A 19526-nucleotide genomic window follows, 5' to 3' on the forward strand; every position below is an offset into this window, starting at 1 on the left:
TAATGATCCCGGGTCCAGTGGGCACAATTTCGCCTCACGAGCCGGTGATCAAGTGAGAAACGGGGACGGGGTTCCATGCTTCGTAAAAGCTTGTCTTCCTCGCGCTTGGCGCGGGTCGGCGTTTTCGGGCTTCTTACAGTCACCACCGCAGTCATCTTCACCACCGACGCGGCCGAGGCGCGGCGCCATCGCCGCCATCACGTGAGCCATCGGGTGCAGCGCGATGTCTCCGAGAGCTCCAGCCCCAAATTCGCGTCTATCATCGTCGATGGCAATTCCGGCTCCGTGCTCCAGGCGACCAGCCCTGACGGGATCCGCCATCCCGCCTCGCTGACCAAGATCATGACGCTCTACTTGCTGTTCGAGCGTCTGGAGTCCGGCAAGATGAAGCTCGACACCGAGATGCCGGTGTCGCAGCACGCCGCCGATCAGGATCCGACCAAGCTGAACCTGCGCGCCGGCCAGACCATTCGCGTCGAGGACGCGATCAAGGGTCTCGTCACCCGCTCCGCCAATGACGCCGCCGTGGTCATCGCCGAAGCGATCGCCGGCGACGAGGACGATTTCGCCGCGATGATGACGCGCAAGGCGCGCTCGCTCGGCATGTCCAGGACAGTCTACCGCAACGCCAACGGCCTTCCCAACGACGAGCAGGTCACGACCGCACGCGACCAGGCCACCCTCGGCCGCGCCATCCAGGAGCGCTTCCCGCGCTACTATCGCTATTTCGCGACCTCGACGTTCAACTGGCGCGGCCAGTCGATCCGCAACCACAATCACCTGCTCGGCAGCGTCGAGGGCGTCGACGGCATCAAGACCGGCTACACCCGCGCCTCCGGCTTCAATCTCGTGAGCTCGATGCGCCGCGGCAACCGCCACCTGATCGGCGTGGTGCTCGGCGGCCGCAGCGGCGGCTCGCGCGACGCGATCATGCGCAACCTGCTCGCCGAGAATCTCGAGAAGGGCGCAACCACCCACACCGTCGCCGCGGTCACCGAACGCAACGGCGCAGACGCGAGCAGCGACGTTGCCGATGCCTCGGACACCCCGGCCCGCCCCGCGCCGCAGGTCCAGGTGCCGGCCGGAACCGCCGCCGCTCCTGCCCCGGCGGCTGCGAAGCTCGCGTCCGCCGATCCGGCGCCGCAGCCGATCCAGATGAGCGCCACCACCAAGCCGGTCGTCACCCATAGCGGCTGGATCGTCCAGGTTGGCGCGCTCGAGAGCGAGACCGAAGCCCAGCATCGCATCGACGCGGCGCGCAACTCGGCCCGCGGCCTGCTCAGCAAGGCCGATCCGTTCACCGAGCCTGTGGTCGCCAAGGACAATCGCAAGCTCTACCGCGCCCGCTTCGCCGGGCTCGAGCGCGACCAGGCCGAGGCCGTCTGCCGCGCCCTCAAGCGCGCCGAAATCTCCTGCATCACGGTCCGCAACTGACCTGCCGGACCTTTCCCAGAGCAAATGCCCGCGCCTTGCGCGGGCATTTTTCGTTTGCGATGCGGTGACGCCAAAGGCTGTTCCACGACAACCTCTCGTCAAGATTTTACGGTTAAAACTTTACGCAAGGGATCGACCGCGCCGATAATGGCGGGCATCAGGGCGACGGTAAACGGAGAAGCGGAGCTGACGCGGTACGGGCGTTTGTGGCGTGTTGCCGGAGTTAGCCGTTATGCGTACGAAGCAGAGTATCCTTGGCCTCGTTTACACGGGCAGCGAGATACGTCGAGCCCCCCTGGTCGGGATGGAGTTTCTTCATCAGGGACTTGTGAGCCCGGCTGATGTCGTCGCGCCCCGCGCCCGGCTGCAAGCCAAGGATCTGATAGGCTTCCTCCGCCGTCATTTTGCCGCCCGGCGCCGCGCCGCGCTGCCGCCCTGCCGCATCGCTTTGCGCGTTCTGACGCCAAGCGGGAAACCGGCGGTCCAGATAGCTTTCAAGTAAGGCCACGCTCTCGGCGTCGAACGCCGGGACCATCGCCAACAGACCAGCGAGATCGAACTCGTCGAGGTCGCGCCCGGCATTGGGCCCGGCGACGATCTGGCCCGCGAGCTGGCCGGAATCGTGGTCGAGCCGCATGTCCAGGAACTGCGAGCGCACGCGCGAGGCCTGGCCGGTCGGACGCGTCCCGCCGCCGCCGAACAGCCCGCCGACATTGCCGAAGCCCGCGTTGGCCAGCGGCGTCCAGCCGAGCAGCCCAGCTCCCATGATTCCGAGCGGGATCGCCACCGCCAACTCACCCCGCAGACCCGTGAAGGCCGCGACGGCCAGCGCGACGACGCCGCCGCCAAACTTGATGGTGCGCGCCAGCACCGCCGGATTGGCGGAGCGGAACATCTGGAGCAGCAGATAGAGCGTGATAACGGCGACAGCGCCGGCGATCAGGGTCATGGCCGGAATATAGTCGCCCTGTTGTCAAAAAGCATGGCGTCCTTCGCTCACGTCCACGATCGGCTGATGACACGAGACGTTCGTTTGCCGATAAGCGCCCTGTCCGATCATTCCGGCACGCCCAGCGGTAACTAGGACCGCATCAGCACCGTAGAGGTATGAGCGAGCTGTTGGGGGAGACCATGAGCAACGGATTCAAGCCGCCGATCGTGCCAGCCGCCTTCTTCGGCATCGTGCTTGGGCTTGCGGGCCTCGGCAATGCCTGGCGCGCGGCGCACCAAGTCTGGCAACTGCCGGCGATCGTCGGCGAAATCCTGCTCGGCCTTGCGTCCATCGTCTGGGCGCTGCTGATCGTCCTGTTCGCCCTGCGCTGGATTTTTGCGCGTGCCGAGTCGCTCAGCGAAGCCCATCACCCCGTGCAGTGCTGCTTCATCGGTCTTGCCGGTGTCTCGACCATGCTGATCGCAATCGCAGCCGAGCCCTATTCGCATCTTGCCGCCCTCATGCTGTTCGGCTCTGGCGCCGCGTTCACACTCGGTTTCGCGCTGTGGCGGACGGGGCTGTTGTGGCGCGGTAACCGCGATCACACCGCAACGACACCGGTCCTTTATCTGCCCACCGTTGCCGGCGGCTTCGTCACCGCTGGCGTTGCCTCGGCGCTCGGCTACCCCGATTGGGGACAACTGGCTTTCGGCGTCGCCTTCTTTTCCTGGCTAGCGATCGAATCCGTGCTGCTGCACCGGCTCTACACCGCCGCGACGCTTCCCGTCGCGTTGCGGCCGACGCTTGGCATCCAGCTCGCGCCCCCCTCGGTCGGCGCGGTCGCCTATCTCGCGATGAATGGCGGCGTGCCCGACATGGTCGCGCATGTCCTGGTCGGCTATGGGCTGATGATGGCGCTTTTGCTGCTCCGCCTGCTGCCCTGGATCATGGAGCAGCCGTTCTCGGTGTCCTATTGGAGCTTTACGTTCGGCGCGACCGCGCTTGCGATCGCACCGGTCCGGATGGTCGGACATGGCGATACCGGCGCGACCGCACAGCTTGCGCCATGGCTGTTTGGCGCCGCGAACATCGTGGTCGGACTGACCGCCCTCGGCACGCTGCGCCTGATCCTGCAGGGACGGCTGTTGCCGCCGCCGGTCGCGGCGCCATCTCCGGCGCAGGCCGCGCCGGCTTAAAGCGCGATGAGATCAGGATGAATCGTCATCGCGCTTTAGCTTGTTGTTTGCGCATGACCTTTTCGGAAAACCGCTGCGCACTTTTCCGGATCACGCTTTAGCCTACTTCATCTGACCGATCAGCCTGGCCGCGCCGCTCTCACCCTTCGCCAGTTTCAACAGCGCCTCGCGGCCGCCGACAGCGTAGGCCGCGGCAGCGCGCAGCAGCTCGCGCAGTTGCGCCGCCGCGCCGGGATCGAACCGGCACCAGGCGCCGCCGGTCAGTCGCGCGATCTCGCGAAACGTCCGCTCGGCCACGGTGTCATCGCCTTCCTGAAACAGGAACACCGGCACCTTGAGCATGCCGAGCTCGCCGGCCTTGGCGCAGAGGTCGTCGACCTTCTCCTCCATGGCGTCGCCGACGAAGACGACGGCGCGCACGCCGGAGACGACCGCCTCGCGCCGCGCCTCGCTCAGTACCTTTCCGATCTGGGTGTCGCCGCCGCGGCAATCGATCTTGCTCATCAGTGTCGCAAGCTTGCTGCTGTCGGAGATCCACCCCGTGGCGCGGCACTCGTTGAAACCGCGATAATAGACCAGCCGGATGTCGAGACTGCCGAGAGCCGCGGCTTCGCGGAACATGTCGGCCTGGAGCGCGCAGGCCATGTCCCAGGTCGGCTGCCGGCTCATCGTCGCATCCAGCGCGAAGATCAGCCGCCCCTTCGCGCCGGGCGCATGCGGCGACAGGGAGCGTGCCCTGGCGACGAAGGCGGCGATGTCCTCCGAGGTCGATGTCCTTGCCTTCGGCAGCCCACCGTCCGCTCGCGCCGAGACGGCCTCGCCACCATGCGGTTTGATCGGTTCGCCCGACATCTCTTCTCTTCGCCTTGCGTGAGCAGCTAATGTGGTCAGCAACGACGGCCCGGTCAATGTGCAAAGCCCCCGCGGGCGGGCGCCGACGGGGGCTTCAAAGATCGGATCGGCCGGAGCGAGAGGTTAGCTCTTGGCAGGCGCCATCAGAGCGACCGGACCGGGCTCGAGAATCTTGGGCGGGGACGATTGCGTGTCGACCGGCGCCACCTCGCTGTCAGTCGAGCTCAGGAACTTGTCGAGCATGCCCTGGATCGAGTTCTTGGCGTCGTCCGGACCGGTGTCGCGCATGTCGTTATGCTGGAAATCGGTCTTCACGACCTGGATGCCGGCCTTCTCGCACTCCTCGTCCGTGGGGATCACGCCCGGATCGGTCTTGAATTGGGGATCCTTGGAGCGGAACGACAGGATCTTGAACTTGCCAGCGGTGACGAAGGGCACACGGAGATTGTCGAGCGTGACGACCTTCTTGACCTCGTCCGGATACTGCTTGGCGAAGTACATCGTGATGTCGCCGCCCATGGAGTGGCCGACCATCGTCACCTTGTCGTAATCGGCGTTGGGCTGAACCTTCTTCATCTCTTGCATGGCGAGATGAATGTTGGCGACGCCGCGCAGGATCTGCGGCAGCCGGCCGACATAGAGCTCGCCAGGCTTGGTCACCATCGGAGGATCAGTCGGCAGATCATGCTGCGGGCTGACGACGAGATAGCCGCGCGCCGCGAAGATGTTGGCGAGGAAGCCGTACTCGGTGTTCTTGACGGTGTTGCCGTGATTGATCACCGCGACCGGCAGCGTGATCATGCCGGCAGTGGCCTGCATTTCCTTGTCACGGCGCACCGCGATGTCGACGGGCACAGGACGGTTGTCGCGCGAAGCGTCGTAGAAAGTGATGGTCTCGTGTTTGATCGCCCACTTGCTCGCCGTGAAATAAGCGATGCCGCAGAGGGCACTGACCGAAACCAGAACGGCAATTCCACGCTTCATTTTCGTCCTCAGCCTCAGGCTCTTGCGGCCTGAATCCCTGTTGAAAATCGTGTTCTTCCGGGGCTCTTTGGCCCCTTGTCGCCTATTCCCTAATATATGTCACAGCCACGTGACAGGAAGCGTAAATATTGTGAGCTGACAGCCCTTTCATTGTGCGCCGCACACGATTCTTGGGCAACCCGTACTCCTACGGCTACGTCAGCGTGCAGGTCCCTGTCGGACGCAACCCGTCTCGATCCGGTTCAATTTCGCAGCGAACGTAGGTGAAAACGGGCGAATGCGGGCCCGGTTCCGTTGGGAACTGACCAAGCGGATCGATGCGGAAGTAGTCCTATACCGCCCCTCGTCAGGCGCCGAGGATGTCGTGGACCTCGAGCGGCTTGTCGACCTGACTGAACCACTCGGCCCGGTTGGCGGCGCGGCGGCGGCCGCGCTCGTCGAGCGGCAGCTTGAGCTGGCGGAGCAGGCTGGTCACCTCCTCCCGCGCGGTGAGATGGCCGAGATTGGGCCGCATGCCGAGCGTGGCCTCGTCGATCTCGTCCAGCGCGGTTAGGCCGCGCGGGAAGAACTCGCGATAGACGACACGTTCGGCGAAGCCGTCGACGTAGCGGAAGCCGAGCCGCAGCGACAGATCCTTCAAGCCGTCGGCAACGAGTTGCTTGTTGCGGGAGCCGAGCATCGACAGACGGTTGCGGACGACGATCCAGTCGGTGGTCGCGCCGTCGAGCTGGCGGCGCTTGCGCCTGACATCGCGCACCATCTCGGCGTAATGGCTCTCGCCCGTCACCGCGTAGTTGGCGGGGTCGACGGTGCCGAGCACGTCGAAGTCGAGGAAGCTGTCGTTGATCGGCGTCACCAGGGTGTCGGCCATCGAGTGCGCAAGCCGCATCAGATAGCTGTCGGTGCCGGGCGTATCGATGACGATGAAGTCGAAGCTGCGCTCGACCGCCGAGACCGCCTCCATGAACTGCTGGAACTCGGAGTTCTCGTTGTCGGCGATCTGCATGGTCTCGCCGAGCTTGATGCAGCGATGCACCGGCAGCTCGAGGCCGAGCCCGGTGCGGCGGGCCCAGGCGGAGCGGTTGCTGATGTAGCGGGTAAAGCTTTGCTGGCGGCAATCGAGGTCGATGGTGGCGACGCGCTGGCCGGCCTTCAGAAGCGCAACGGCGATGTGCAAGGCGGTGGTCGACTTGCCGGAGCCGCCCTTTTCATTGCCGAGCACGACCACATGCGCCGAGCCGGATTGGCCTTGGCTAGCTTGCACAAGCATTGCGATCCTCAACACCCCTAACGAATATCTTCGAGTTGACCGCGTCTGCGGTCAAGTGAAATGCGTGACAGGTAATGCAAATCGCAACGCGCCGTTCTTCATCATGAGTAGCAGTGCCGCTGCGCGTCTGTGATCCAGCCCACACACGCGCGACATCGCGCGCGGCTCGATGCGAATTGCTGTGCCGCATCCGGATGCATGGCGTCCACGACCGCCGCTTGTTAAGGTTAGGCGGCCGGCCGTCGGGCCGCGCCCGCGCCGATTCCCACCCCCTTCGAGTCCCGATTCGAGTCCCGATGTCACGAAGCCCCTTGATCGCCCGCACGGTCCCCACCCTGCGACGCGCCGTCGACAATCTACGCAAGCGAAAGGCCACGATCGCGCTGGTCCCGACCATGGGGGCACTCCATGACGGGCATGTGTCGCTGGTGCGCCTCGCCAAGCGGCGCGCCACCCGCGTCGTGGTGTCGATCTTCGTCAACCCGACCCAGTTCGCACCGACCGAGGATTTCGGCGCTATCCGCGCACCTGGAAGGCCGACATCGCCAAGCTCGCGGCCGAGGACGTCGACATCGTCTGGCATCCCGGCGTCGAGGCCATGTACCCGGACGGCTTTGCCACCCGCATCGTGCCGGAGGGACCAGCGCTCGCCGGCCTTGAGGACCGCTTCCGGCCGCACTTCTTCGGAGGTGTCGCCACCGTCGTCGGCAAGCTGTTCACGCAGTGCCGGCCGGATGTTGCGATCTTCGGCGAAAAGGACTTTCAGCAGCTGCGGGTGGTGACGCAGATGGCGCGGGATCTCGACCTCGGCGTTAGGGTGATCGGCTCCCGCACGGTGCGCGAGCGCGACGGGCTCGCGATGTCCTCGCGCAACGTCTACCTCTCGGCGGAGGAGCGGCAGACCGCGACCACGCTCTACCGTGCCATGAAGGACAGCGCCGGACGGATCAAGGCGGGCGAAGCCCTCGGAAGCGCGATGGCGCGCGGCGCCGAGACGATCAAGGCGGCCGGTTTCGCGCTCGACTATTTCGAAGCCCGCCACGCCGAGACGCTGGCGCCGGTCACCTCGCGCAAGGACGGCCCCTTGCGGATCCTGGTGGCGGCCAAGCTCGGCACGACGCGGCTGATCGACAATATCGCGGTGTAACCGGCGGGATCGACTTGCACGCGCCCTCGCCCGGATGGATGATCGGCGCGAGGGAACGAGCCGAGCGGCAAGGCATGTCATCCATCCGCACGATGACCTTGAGCGGCCTATTGGCGCTCGTCGCAGCGACCGCTGCGCCGGCGCAGCAACGGCCGCCGATCGGCCCGTACGGCTCACCGCCGGACGCGATGATCTTCTACGTCGCCCACGGCCCCGCTGGCGCCTGCGGATTAGGCTGTTCCGACTGGATCGCTGCCGAGGGAACGGTGCAATGGGACAGCTACAAGCGGTTGATCGCGATCCTCGATCGCCAGGCGGGACACAAGCTGCCGCTCGTCATCCATAGCTGGGGCGGGTCCAACCTCAATGTTGCGGTCAGCATGGGCCGCATCCTGCGCGACCACGGCCTCGATGCCACCGCAGGCGCGACCGAGGTCGAAGCCTGTGCCGGCAAATCCGAGACGGAGTGTTTTGCGCTGAAGCGTCCGGGCGGCCCGCTCGACGCCAAGGTGTCGATGCCGGATCCGGCCTGCGATCTCGCCTGCGTCCTCATGCTCGCGGGCGGCGTGCATCGCAGTCTCCCTGATGGCGCCAAGGTGGTGCTGACGGGCCGCTCGATCCGCAACCGCCGCGCCCCCAACGTCGCACCCGAGCAGCGCGAGAGCCTGACCGTGATCTTTGGCGAGCAGTACCGCAAATACCTGCTCGAGATGGGCGTCGAGCCCGCACTGGTCGACATCGTCGACGGCATCGGCGAAGGCGGACGCCCGATGGTGATGGCGCCGGCCGACCTGGCGCGGCTCCACATCGTCACATCGCCCTAAGCGGGCTCGTCAGAGCAGCCCGAGATCGCGCAGCTCGCGCCGCATCGGCTCCGGCATGGCCGCGATCGAGCCGGCGGCGGATTTGCCGAGATCGGGCGGCACGGAATCGTCGGTGAGATAGCGCCAGCCCTGGAACGGGCGCATCGGCCGCGGCGACACCGAGATCACCTTCGGCTGCATCACGATCCGGCAGCGGCCGATGCCGTCCTTGTCGCGGAACGGCTCGATGCCGATGATCTTTTCGCGCGCGGCGATCTCGCCCTTGATCACCCAGTAGAGCGATCCGCCCGCCAGGATCTCGGCGTCGCGCTTGGGGACCATGCGCGTGATGTGGATGTGACGTTGCGGCAGACCCTTCTTCTTGGCGGTCTGCATCCGTTCGGCCACCCACTCCTTCAATTCCTTGACGGAGTCGCAGCCGACGGCGAGCTTGATCAGATGGAGTGGCATGCCCCAGCATTAGCCGGGCGGCCACGCATTGGGAATGCCGATCTATTCGTTATCCGCAGCCGGCGGAGCCGGTGTCGAGGCCGGCGGCGCAAGCGGAACCGGAGCAGCGGCGGGCGCGCGCTTCGCAGCAGGCTGCTTCTTGGCGGGCCAGCGACGCCACCGGGCACGACCCCGACGAGACCAACGCCGAGATCGCGATCTCGATCTCGCGCAACGGCGGTCAGGATTGGAGCAATCCGCGCAACGTCAGGATCGGGCGGCAGGCGATCACCAACGGGCGCGTGCGGTCCTCGATCTGGGGGCAGGCCGAAGTACAGGGCGTGCGCTGGCGCTTCGAGGAAAGCGCGGGCGTCGATTTCGCCTTCATGGGTGCCGACATGCTCGGAGACAAGCTGCGATGAGGACGAAGTTCTCGCTGCCTGCGCAGGACGTGCCGATCCTGCTGCCTGACGGCAGCATGAACCCGACTTGGTACGAGAAGCTCAAGGTGATCGAGAGCTTCGTCAATCTGTTCGGCTACATCGAGTTTTTGCGGCCGACTTCGCCACCCGCTGCGCCGCCGACCGTCACCGCGATTGCCAACAATCAGGTGCTGATCTGGGACGCGACACAGGGCCAGTTCAAGGCCGGAGCAAACTGACATGGCTGGTTTTTTCGACACGCTCTTCGGCGGTGGCGCCGAGAAGGAGGCTGCGGAAAAGAACCGGGCGCTCGCGGCCCAGTACCAGACCAGCGCGCTCGACTATCTCAAGACCGGCTACGGCACCGGGACCGACGCTCTCAACAAGGGCATCGCGGCCTACGATCCGCTCGCCGCGCTCAGCGTCAAATACAGCGCCGCAGGCGACACATGGCTCAATGCGCTCGGCGTCAATGGCACGGACGCGCAGAAGCAGGTGCGGTCGCAATTCACCACCATCCCCGGCTACGAACTCACGCAGCAGGCGGCGCTCGATGCCATCGACCGCAGGCGCGCCATCGGCGGCATGTATGCGAGCGGCAACGCCGATGAGGACACCGCCAACTGGATCACCAAGAACCTCTACGAGACGCAGTACCAGCCGTGGATGGCGGGGCTGCAGAGCGCCGCCGGGATGGGCGGCCAGTACACAGCTGGCGCTGCGCAGGGGCGACAGGTCGGCTACTCCAGCCTCGCCGATCTCGCCAGCCAGTACGCGCAGAACCAGACCAACGTCGCCAACAACTACATGGGCCAGAACGTCGCGGCGAACAATCAGCAGGCCGCGGGCGAGGCTGCCGGTGCGAAGAACCTGCTCGGTGCCGGTCTGTCCATCGCGGGCGCGGCCTTCGGCATGCCCGGCCTCGGCTCCGTCTTTGGCGGCAGCGGCGGTGGCGGCGCATACAGCAACGGCACCTACAACTTCGCAGGCTCACCGCTCGGGCAGGGCCTGAGCAAGCTGGGCGGAATGTTCGGGATGGCGTGAGGCGACCATGGCAATCAATCCGTCCCGCTACGACACGCCCGGCTCCTTCATCGGCACCATCGACTGGTCGCCGCTGCAGCGGATCGGCGAGCAGCTCCAGAAAAACCGCGAGGAGGCTGAGGACGGCCGAACTGAGTCGCGAGCGCCTGGTACGGCGGCCAGGCATCAGTCCGGCTGCACCTCAGGCGGCGCAGCCGTCGCCGTGGCGCCGTGGCCGACGCCGCAGCCGGCGCAGCAGGCTGCGCCTGCCGCACCCCGGCAGCCCGTTGACGCATTGGCGATGGCAACGCAGGCCGATCCCATGGCGCGCTATGCGCGCGCAACGTCCGCCATCGAGAGCGGCAGCCCGCAGGGCAACTACCGGCTGGTCGGCCCGCCAACTCGGAGCGGCGACCGCGCCTTCGGCCGCTATCAGGTCATGGGCGCCAATGTCCCCGACTGGACGGAGCGCTATTACGGCCAGCGCCTGACGCCGCGCGAGTTCCTGATCAACCCCGAAGCGCAGGACGCGGTCTACAAGGGCGAGTTCGGACGGCTCGCCGACAAGTACGGCCCGACCGGCGCGGCCAAGGCATGGTTCGCGGGCGAGCGCGGCATGAACAATCCGCGCGCGAGCGACGGCTACACCACGGTGTCGGCCTACGCGGATCGCTTCAACCGCAACCTCGGCCTGCCGCCCGAGATCACGGACGGCACCTCGCGTCCCGGCGCGCAGAGTGCGCTCGCGTTCGACGCGGTGAAGGACCGCGCCGTGAACAGCATCACCAGCAACCAGCCGCAGCAGCCCGCCATCGGCGCGGAGCAGATGGCGGCGCTCTATCGCAACCCGGTGACGCGACCGCTGGCGATTGGCCTGCTGCAGAAGCAGCTCGACCCCGGCAGCTACGACTTCAAGGTGGTCGGCGACAATCTGGTGCGGACCAACAGCCGCACCGGGCGTTCCGAGATCATGATGACCGACGTGAAGAACGACTACGAGGTCAAGACGGTCAAGGACAGCGACGGCAACGAGCGGCTGGTCCGCGTGAAGAAGCAGGGGCCGGAAGGGCCCATCGACGCTGCCGGTGCCGCAGCCGACGCCAGCGGCAAGGGCGGCAAGCTTCCCGCCAATTATCGCTGGGCCGATCCGAATGATCACAGCAAGGGCGTCGAGCCGATCCCCGGTGCCACGCCCGAAAAGATCGGTGACGAGATCGTCGCGCGTATCGGTCTCGCCAAATCGTTCATGAGCACGCTGCCCGAACTGCGGCAGCGCGTTGAGCGTGGCGATGTCGGCATCGAGAACTGGCAGAACCACGCGCAGGCGATTGCGAATGTCGGCACGCCCGGCGAGACCAAGCGCATGCTCGATGCCGGGGCGGAAAGCCTCATTCGCCTGCTGACCGGCGCTGGCATGAGCCAGACGGAGGCAGAGCAGAACGCGGCGCAGTATCGCATCACGCCGCGCGACACCAAGTTCACGATCACCTCCAAGATCAACGGCCTTGAGCGTCATCTCACCGCGATGGGCGAACTGCTCGGCAAGGGACGCGGTGGCGGCAACCTGCTCACCGCGCCGTCAGCTGCGCCTGCTCCTGCAGCGCCGGGTGCTCCGGTGAAAATCACGACAGATGCTGAGTACGACGCACTGCCGCCGAAGACGGTGTTCGTCGGGCCAGACGGCAAGCCGCGAAGGAAACCCTGATGGGCTGGCAGGACGCTCCCGTCGTCTCTGGCGGCGGCTGGCAGAGTGCTCCGGTGATCGATGCAGCGCCACCGGAGGCGGCTGCCCCGGAGGCCCCGCTGAACTGGTCGGACGTGCCGGGGCAAGCGGCACGCAATTTCCTGCCCAGTCTCAGCGGCGTGATGCGCGATCTGGTGCAGCCCGTCATCCACCCCATCGACACCGCGACCGCGCTGAAGAACGTGGGACAGGGCGTGCTCGAAAAGACCGGGCTGATGTCGGGCGACGAGCACACGCAACATGCTGACGCGGTTGGCCAGTATTTCGTAAACCGCTACGGCTCGGCAGAGGGCTGGAAACAGGCGCTGGCGAAAGACCCGGCTGGTGTGGTTGCGGACATCTCGTCGCTCCTTACGGGCGGCGAAGCGCTGCTGGCGCGTGCGCCAGGAATGGTTGGCAAGGCTGCGAGCGTCGCTGGCAAGGTCGGTCGTTACACCGATCCGATCAATCTGGTCACGAAGCCCGCAATGCTCCCGGTCAAGATGGGTGAGTGGTCCCTCGGCGGTTTGACGGGTGTCGGCGCCACCCCCGTTACGGAGGCACGGCTGGTCGGGCGCGAGGGCGGCGCGGCGTCGGAGGCGCTGACCTCGCAGATGCGCGGCAAGGCCCCCATCGAGGAGATCGTCGCCGACGCGCGCTCGGCCGCCGACCAGATGCGCAAGAACGCTCAGGCGTCCTACCAGCGCGACATGCAGGCCATCGGCAGGAACCCTGCAGTGCTCGACTTCAAGGACATCGACGCCGCTCTGCAGCGCGTGGACAACATGGTCTACTTCAACGGCAGGCCGCGCGAGAAGCTGCTCGGCGTGCGCAACGATCTGGTCGATCTCGTCAACCAGTACAAGGCGCTGCCGCCACAACAGTTTCACACGCCCGCAGGCTTCGACAACCTGAAAAAGGAAGTCTACGACATCATCGAGCGCTTGCCCTTCGAGCACGGCACCCAGCGCAAGATGGCGGGCGATGTCTTTGGCGCAATCAAGGACACTATCGCAGCGCAAGATCCACTCTACGCGAAGACCATGGCGAATTACGAGCGCTACTCGACCGCTCTGCGTGAGATCGAGAAGACGCTGTCGCTCAAGCCGGGCGCGACGGTTGACACCGCGCTGCGCAAACTGACCTCGATCATGCGCAACAACGTCAACTCCAGCTTCGGCAAGCGCGCAGAGATGGTCAGCGAGCTGGAGCGCGTCGGCGCGCCGAACCTGACGAGCAAGATCGCGGGTGCTTCGCTCAACTCGTGGGAGCCTCGCAGCCTCTCGAAATATCTTGCTGGCGGCGAGATCGGGTCCGCTTTGCTGGAGGTTCTCAACCACGGCTCCGCATGGTCGCTGGCCGCGATCCCCGCAACGCTCGCGGCCACATCGCCGCGTCTCGCAGGGGTGGGCATGCACGCGCTCGGCGTGGCGCAGCGCTACATGGACAGTGCGTATCCCGCGCTGAAGATCGCGGGCCGCACGGCCGGGCCCATCCCACGCATCTACGTTTCACCCAATCGCGACCAGTGACCCGCTTCCGCGGGTTTTTTATTGAGGCAACCTGATGGCAGGCACCATCCCGCTTTCGTTGACGCAGCAGTTCGACGAGTACGGCAAACCGCTGTCGGGCGCGCTGCTCTACATCATCCAGGCGGGCACGGTCTCGACGCCGCAGCAACCCTATCAGGACGCCGCGTTGACCATCTTGCAGCCGAACCCGATCCCGCTCGATGCCGCCGGGCGCATTCCGCAGTTTTTTCTCGCCGATGGCTATGTGAAAGTGCGGCTTGACGACAAGTTCGGCGTCACCCAACTCGCGCGCGACGGCATCCTCGTCATTGGCCCCAGCGCGGGCGGCGGTAGCGGTGGTGGTGTCGATCCGACCACGCTGATCCAGACCGGCGCCATCGTGCCATTCTACGGCGTTGGCGTGCTCGCGGGCTTTGTGCGCTTGAACGGGCGGACGATTGGCTCGGCCACGTCGGGCGCATCGGAACGCGCCAATGCCGACTGCCAAGCGCTGTTCAATTTTCTCTGGAATGCTGATGGTGCCTTGCCGGTGTCGCCAAGCCGTGGCGCGTCGTCGGCGGCCGATTGGGCGGCGAACAAGACGATTGGCACGCCGGATTTTCGCGGTTGTGCGATCAGCGGCCTTGACGATATGGGCAACAGCGCGGCCGGGCGGCTGACGGCAACCTATTTCGGCGCAAATCCGCTCGTGCTCGGATCGCGCGGAGGCTCGGAATATCACTATCTGACTGTGGCTGAAATCCCGCAGCATTCTCATGGTTTCAGCGGGACGACCGGCACGGACTTTCCCGATCACGCGCATGGTTATACGTCGCCCGCAGTAGGTGCAGGCACAGGTACGACACCGAATTATTTCAATTCGTCAACCACGGGCAACACAACGGGCGGCGCGAACGCGCGACACCAACACTCCTTCAGCGGCAACACCGACGGCAGCGCTGCCCTTGGTAATGGGCCGCATTCGATAGTGTCGCCGCGCAAGCTCTGCACGCTCTACATCAAGCTGTGAGGTCGCGATGTACACCGGACATTTCGCGACCACCTCCAATCGGTCCGACTGGTCCGAAGCCGTCGTGCTCACCGATGTGGAGAGCGGCGAGGTGATCGAGATCACAGGCTGCCGGGTGACGCTCAGCGTCACCGACGAACGCGGCTGCGTGCGGCTCAAGGCCTCGACCGATGACGGCTCGATCACGCTGCCGGATGTCGGCACGTTCCAGTGGGATTTTGACGCGACCGCGATGGGCGGGCTGTGCCCCGGCGCCTACAACGTCGGCGTCCGCATCTCGCGCGACGCCCGCACGGTGCAGCTCGTGATCGGCAACATCAACGTGATGGAAGGCATCGACGCGCAATGAGCGATGCGATCAAGCTCAAGGTTCTCCCGAAATTTCCGGCGAAGCTGACCGGGCGCGCTGGCATCGATGTCACCAAGCAGAACGGCGAATTTTTGCTCGATCTGGACTTCGCTGATTTTCCCGTCATCGCCAGTGTGCCTGCGGGCACAACCTATGCGCTGATCTTCGATCCCGCGACCGGGAAGTATGCGCAGTTGCCCGTCGCGCTGTTCGGCGGCAGCGGGAGCACGGTCTATGTGAGCGACACGCCGCCTGTGGGCGCGGCCGATAGCTCGCTGTGGTTCGAAAGCGACAGCGGTCGGCTGTTTGTGCGAATGAACGACGGCACGTCTACGCAATGGGTTTCGGCAGCAGCCGCCGCGCCGTCGATGAAAGGCACGGTGGCGGGCGACAATGCAGCGGCTGGCGACATTGGCGAGTATGTCGAAAGCGTCACGACGATTGGGTCCGCAGTGTCGATGACGACCGGCACGCAAAGGAACATCACCAGCATCACCTTGAGCCCCGGTGATTGGGACGTGACCGCGATGGCGTTCCATGCGCCCGCAGCGACAACGACGGTGACCCGCTATGCCGCTGGTCTGAACGTTACGTCTGGCGTGATCGGCGGCAATGTCGGTTCCTATTCCGACTTCTATCAGGCAGCGCTCGCGAGTGGCGGCGGCACGTTCAACAACGTTGTTCTGCCGAACCGCTTCAACATTACGGCGACGACGACGATCTATCTCGTTGGCTTGGTCAACTTTGCGGTTTCCACATTGTCTTCTTACGGCATCGTCCGGGCTCGAAGGATGCGCTGATGTTCAATTTCCCTGACGCTTCGGCCCCGGGCGCGGCCTATTCGCCGGGACCGGGTCTGCCCGTCTATGTGTGGGACGGCGAGAAGTGGGTGGCGCAGGCGGGGAGCGGTGCGAGCGGGCTCTACAAGGCAGTGACATTCAGTCGAGACTTGACCCTGGCATCCGGCGCACAAGCCGTGACGGGGGTCGGTTTCAAGCCGCGTTTGCTGCAATTTCAGACCAGCGTGGTCGGCGGCGCGACGTGGGCGTCGTTCGGGCAGTCTGACAGCGTGTCCAATAGCTGTATGGAGTTGCAGATGGCGGGGAGCGTGTTCGCGCAAGCCACGATGGCGGGCATTCAACGGCAGGACACCAGCAACTATCAGTCTTTTGTCGTTGCCTCCCTCAATGCCGATGGATTTACCCTGACGTGGACCAAGGTTGGAGCGCCGACCATCACGGCGCAGCTAACGGCAACCTGCTATGGCTGATGGTGGCGCATGAGTGTCCCGTTCCTCTCCGTCAAACCGCGCGCGATCAGGCTCAAGGTCTCACCGAAGTTTCCCGCCAACGTGATCGGTCGCAACGGCATCGACGTGACCAAGGATGGCGGCAACTTCATCTTTGATCTCGATTACACCGACTTCCCGGTCATTGGTGCGGTCCCGGCAGGCGCCACCTACGCGCTGATTTACGACCCGGCGACGGGCAAGTATGCGCAAGTGCCGATCTCCTTGCTGGGTGGTGGCGGCGGCATTGCAGAGCCACCGGCTGACGGTGCCATGTACGGGCGGCAGAACACGGCAGGCACGGGCGCATGGGCGCGCGCGGTGGCGCTCGCGGGTGACACCATGAGCGGCCTGCTCACGCTGTCGGGTGCGCCCACCGCCAGCCTGCACGCCGCGACCAAGGCTTACGTCGATGGGCGCTCGCGTTTCATTATCACTTCGACCCTCAACCTGTTCGTCAACGGCACGACCGGCAGCGACAGCAACGATGGGCTGACTGCTGGCACCGCGTTCGCGACGTTGCAGAAGGCAATGGACTTCATCGCGAGCGTAGACACCTCGATCTATGGCGCGAGCGTCACGGTGGCGAACGGCACCTATGCCACCCTTATTCTCAAGAGTTATATCGGGTCGGGGCAGGTGTCGTTCACCGGCAACAATGCCTCACCCTCGTCATGCGTAATTTCGAGTGCGGGCAACGCCATTCTTGTGAATGGTACAGGCGGCAACTTCAACATCAGCGGCTTCCGCTTGCAGTCCTCGACCACGCAGGACGTGCAAGTCTCGACGCTTTGCAAGCTGACGCTCCAGAACATTGAGTATAACGGATCGGGCAATAACTACCGCGTCTATGGCCAAGGGGGCGCGGCGATCACGTTCTCGGGTGCCAACCACAAGGTTTTCATGGGTGGCATCGGTTTCATCTGCGTTGAGATGCAGGCGACAGCGTTCCTCAACAGCGCCACCATCACATGGGGCGCGAGCGTGACCTATGGGACAACCATCACGGCGCGTCGCTTCGGTTATGTCGAGGGCACGGGCGTGATCTTCAGCCTTGGCGTTTTCACGGTGACGGGGCAGCGCTACTCCTGTGCCAGTTGCGGTGGCATGGCGGGATTTGGCGGCGCGAACGTTATTCCGGGCACCACTGCCGGTTCCTTCGACAGCACGAGCTTCTACTCGTGACCTCACTCGCTTCGGGAGGACTTCCCTAATGCGTCGGACAGCGCGCGCCATCGTCGCCAGCCTGCAGGCGCAGCCGCGCGCGCTCGCGCTGGTGATCCTCAATGTGCTGTTCCTCGCCAGCTTCATGCTGATGCTGCGCGAGATCAGCGCGTCGTCGCAGCGGCGCGACCAGGTCATGATTCGGCTTGTGGAGAGATGCGCCGCGAAGGAGGAGGGGCGGTCAAACTCTAGCTACAGCCAACAAAGAGCATTTGATATACCGCCCCGTGACGGGGGCGGAATGTTCAAAGGTGAAGATTAGTCGCGGAACCATCGGGCAGTCCCGTCCATTGTACTGTGGCAGTCGTTCTTTCATGGGGCGTGCCATGAGTGATTGCGACAACAAGCTAAACGGTTGCCGTGTTCTCATCGTCGAGGACGAGTATTTTCTGGCGAACGATCTGGAAGTAGCGCTCAAATCCCGCGGCGCGAGTATCATTGGACCCTTTGGTGACTTTGACGCAGCGTACCGCCGAGCCGCACGCGATCACTTCGACGCCGCCATCATCGACATCAATCTTCACGATAGGGCGGCTTATCCCATCGCGGACGAACTGATCCGGCAGGGCGTACCCTTTGTCTTCTATACTGGATACGGCGGCGACATCATCCCGGAGCGCTTTGCGGGGGTGAAACGGTGGCAGAAGCCTTTCGATCCGTTAAAACTCGTTGAGGATATCGGGCGGCTGTGTCGGCGATGATCGTTCAGGTCGAACCTCGTGCGGTGTCATCACCCGGCCAAGTTGGAGAAGGCCAAAAGCTCCTTAAGATGAACTCTGCCAGGTTCTCCATTGCTTTTTGGACCTCGCCAGCAAGCACACCAAAATGCTGCCCAGAAGAGCACATCAGATCAGAGCGTTTCCACAAGAAAGCACGAATATGATTGTCCCCGGAGCGCGCGCCCAGGCTTGCATGGTCCTGTTGGCAGCTCTCAGAACCGAGGGACGTAGGATTTGAACGGCGTCGCGGATAGTTGCGGCGATTGGTTGGCGGCCGATCCGTCCGCGCAGTCGAGCAACCCGTAGTGCACGCACGACCGTTTCAGGATTGGGAAGCGCTGTCTTATCTTCTAAAAGGCTCCAGGTGAGGCGCTTGAGATCAAAAGTCTCGCGGTCAATTTGGTTGAACGATCCGGAAGCCGTGATGCTGGCGTGGTTCGTCGCGTCGTAAAAAATAAGACCTTCGTCTATCGCCACCATGTCGCCATGACAGGCCAGATCAACGAAGAACAGTTGATCCACTCCCCAACTTATCGACTGGTAGTTTCGCATCAGGCATCCGGCCTTGATGACCTTGCCGTTGACGAGCAGCGTGGAAGGGACCATCCGCAGCAACCGGGTCTTCCCCGCCAAATAGAGATCCACTAGGCACTGCTGACTTGAATAGCGGTAAATCTCGCCCCCTCGTCGGTACCTTATGCCGTTGTCCTGCACGAGATGGCATGTGGAGGTCATGAATGCCGCGGTGGGGTAAGCCCTCGCAAGCCTCGCGAAAGTCGTGAGCGCTCCTGGCGCTAGCCAGTCGTCGTCGTGCAACAATTTGATCCAGGGGCCGCGACACGTAAGCATCGCGTTGTTCGTATTCTCGACCTGACCACGGCCTCTGCGGTTTTCGATAACTCGGATGCGCGGCTCCTTGTGGGCATACTCGCACACGATATGCCAACTCTCGCCCGCCGGGCCTTCGTCATCGCTGATCACCAATTCCCAATCGGAGAAGTCCTGCTGCAGCACGCTTTCGACCGCACGGCGCAGCATGTCTGGACGGCGGAAGGTTGGTATCGCGACCGAAATGAATGGCTGGCCTCGGGAGCTGCCGCGCCGCTTGGCCTGCAACCTGTCCATTCGATAGCTCCTCATTAAGAAGCGATTGCTGAAGATCGCCCTCGG

21 protein-coding genes and 1 pseudogene are annotated in these 19526 nt (G+C 64.5%); 16 read left to right on the top strand and 6 right to left on the bottom strand.

Going from position 1 to position 19526, the window contains the following annotated elements; genetic code table 11:
- The first annotated feature begins 75 nt into the window (after positions 1-75).
- Positions 76-1434, top strand: coding sequence for a D-alanyl-D-alanine carboxypeptidase (locus FOM02_RS44420; RefSeq protein ID WP_265441169.1), 1359 nt, complete (start codon positions 76-78; stop codon positions 1432-1434).
- 223 nt (positions 1435-1657) lie between these two features.
- On the opposite strand, the gene FOM02_RS44425 is transcribed toward FOM02_RS44420, so the two are convergent.
- Positions 1658-2383 carry a DnaJ domain-containing protein gene (locus FOM02_RS44425; protein WP_027559694.1) on the bottom strand — a complete coding sequence of 242 codons (726 nt, stop codon included), beginning with the start codon at positions 2381-2383 and terminating at the stop codon, positions 1658-1660.
- Between the two features lie 182 nt (positions 2384-2565).
- Here FOM02_RS44425 and tehA point away from each other — a divergent pair, with 182 nt between their 5' ends.
- A complete protein-coding gene (gene tehA, locus FOM02_RS44430; RefSeq protein WP_167336497.1) occupies positions 2566-3561 on the top strand; it encodes a dicarboxylate transporter/tellurite-resistance protein TehA in 996 nt (331 codons plus the stop codon).
- A 102-nt stretch (positions 3562-3663) separates the two neighbouring features.
- Here the strand turns inward: tehA and FOM02_RS44435 are convergent, their stop codons facing one another.
- The 3 genes from FOM02_RS44435 to FOM02_RS44445 form a co-directional block, all read right to left on the bottom strand.
- On the bottom strand, positions 3664-4413 hold the full coding sequence (locus FOM02_RS44435) for a hypothetical protein (RefSeq protein ID WP_027559696.1): 750 nt from the start codon (positions 4411-4413) through the stop codon (positions 3664-3666).
- A 123-nt stretch (positions 4414-4536) separates the two neighbouring features.
- Positions 4537-5397 (bottom strand): alpha/beta fold hydrolase, encoded by an 861-nt coding sequence (locus tag FOM02_RS44440; RefSeq protein WP_027559697.1) that lies wholly within the window; start codon positions 5395-5397, stop codon positions 4537-4539.
- 346 nt (positions 5398-5743) lie between these two features.
- A complete protein-coding gene (locus FOM02_RS44445; RefSeq protein ID WP_027559698.1) occupies positions 5744-6667 on the bottom strand; it encodes a division plane positioning ATPase MipZ in 924 nt (307 codons plus the stop codon).
- 296 nt (positions 6668-6963) lie between these two features.
- Here FOM02_RS44445 and panC point away from each other — a divergent pair.
- A pseudogene (gene panC, locus FOM02_RS44450) lies at positions 6964-7814 on the top strand (pantoate--beta-alanine ligase).
- A 74-nt stretch (positions 7815-7888) separates the two neighbouring features.
- Positions 7889-8638 (top strand): hypothetical protein, encoded by a 750-nt coding sequence (locus FOM02_RS44455; RefSeq protein WP_027559700.1) that lies wholly within the window; start codon positions 7889-7891, stop codon positions 8636-8638.
- 9 nt (positions 8639-8647) lie between these two features.
- Here the strand turns inward: FOM02_RS44455 and FOM02_RS44460 are convergent, their stop codons facing one another.
- Positions 8648-9088 carry a DUF1489 family protein gene (locus tag FOM02_RS44460; RefSeq protein WP_027559701.1) on the bottom strand — a complete coding sequence of 147 codons (441 nt, stop codon included), beginning with the start codon at positions 9086-9088 and terminating at the stop codon, positions 8648-8650.
- A gap of 71 nt (positions 9089-9159) precedes the next feature.
- On the opposite strand from FOM02_RS44460, the gene FOM02_RS44465 reads away from it, so the two are divergent.
- The 12 genes from FOM02_RS44465 to FOM02_RS44520 all read left to right on the top strand — a co-directional run bounded on the left by FOM02_RS44465 (position 9160) and on the right by FOM02_RS44520 (position 18338).
- Positions 9160-9489: a hypothetical protein gene (locus FOM02_RS44465; protein WP_265441170.1), complete on the top strand. Its 330-nt coding sequence runs from the start codon at positions 9160-9162 to the stop codon at positions 9487-9489.
- Positions 9486-9728: a hypothetical protein gene (locus FOM02_RS44470; RefSeq protein ID WP_265441171.1), complete on the top strand. Its 243-nt coding sequence runs from the start codon at positions 9486-9488 to the stop codon at positions 9726-9728. Before FOM02_RS44465 ends, FOM02_RS44470 begins: the two co-directional genes overlap by 4 nt.
- A gap of 1 nt (position 9729) precedes the next feature.
- Entirely contained in the window at positions 9730-10533 is an 804-nt protein-coding gene (locus FOM02_RS44475) for a hypothetical protein (protein WP_265441172.1), read from the top strand.
- 7 nt (positions 10534-10540) lie between these two features.
- Positions 10541-12217 (top strand): hypothetical protein, encoded by a 1677-nt coding sequence (locus FOM02_RS44480; RefSeq protein WP_265441173.1) that lies wholly within the window; start codon positions 10541-10543, stop codon positions 12215-12217.
- Positions 12217-13767: a hypothetical protein gene (locus FOM02_RS44485; RefSeq protein ID WP_265441174.1), complete on the top strand. Its 1551-nt coding sequence runs from the start codon at positions 12217-12219 to the stop codon at positions 13765-13767. The genes FOM02_RS44480 and FOM02_RS44485 overlap by 1 nt, the downstream gene beginning before the upstream one ends.
- A 34-nt stretch (positions 13768-13801) precedes the next feature.
- Positions 13802-14776, top strand: coding sequence for a hypothetical protein (locus FOM02_RS44490; RefSeq protein ID WP_265441175.1), 975 nt, complete (start codon positions 13802-13804; stop codon positions 14774-14776).
- A 7-nt stretch (positions 14777-14783) separates the two neighbouring features.
- Entirely contained in the window at positions 14784-15125 is a 342-nt protein-coding gene (locus tag FOM02_RS44495) for a hypothetical protein (protein WP_265441176.1), read from the top strand.
- The gene (locus FOM02_RS44500; RefSeq protein ID WP_265441177.1) at positions 15122-15925 is read left to right on the top strand and encodes a hypothetical protein; all 804 of its coding nucleotides are present in this window, start codon (positions 15122-15124) and stop codon (positions 15923-15925) included. Before FOM02_RS44495 ends, FOM02_RS44500 begins: the two co-directional genes overlap by 4 nt.
- The gene (locus tag FOM02_RS44505) at positions 15925-16395 is read left to right on the top strand and encodes a hypothetical protein (RefSeq protein WP_265441178.1); all 471 of its coding nucleotides are present in this window, start codon (positions 15925-15927) and stop codon (positions 16393-16395) included. Before FOM02_RS44500 ends, FOM02_RS44505 begins: the two co-directional genes overlap by 1 nt.
- 9 nt (positions 16396-16404) lie before the next feature.
- The gene (locus FOM02_RS44510; RefSeq protein WP_265441179.1) at positions 16405-17598 is read left to right on the top strand and encodes a hypothetical protein; all 1194 of its coding nucleotides are present in this window, start codon (positions 16405-16407) and stop codon (positions 17596-17598) included.
- 28 nt (positions 17599-17626) lie between these two features.
- Positions 17627-17899 carry a hypothetical protein gene (locus FOM02_RS44515; protein WP_265441180.1) on the top strand — a complete coding sequence of 91 codons (273 nt, stop codon included), beginning with the start codon at positions 17627-17629 and terminating at the stop codon, positions 17897-17899.
- A gap of 64 nt (positions 17900-17963) precedes the next feature.
- The gene (locus tag FOM02_RS44520; protein WP_265441181.1) at positions 17964-18338 is read left to right on the top strand and encodes a response regulator; all 375 of its coding nucleotides are present in this window, start codon (positions 17964-17966) and stop codon (positions 18336-18338) included.
- Between the two features lie 144 nt (positions 18339-18482).
- On the opposite strand, the gene FOM02_RS44525 is transcribed toward FOM02_RS44520, so the two are convergent.
- On the bottom strand, positions 18483-19481 hold the full coding sequence (locus tag FOM02_RS44525; protein WP_265441182.1) for a glycosyltransferase family 2 protein: 999 nt from the start codon (positions 19479-19481) through the stop codon (positions 18483-18485).
- Positions 19482-19526: the final 45 nt, after the last annotated feature.

Source organism: Bradyrhizobium sp. SEMIA (assembly GCF_014844175.1).
GTDB classification, from domain to species: domain Bacteria; phylum Pseudomonadota; class Alphaproteobacteria; order Rhizobiales; family Xanthobacteraceae; genus Bradyrhizobium; species Bradyrhizobium arachidis.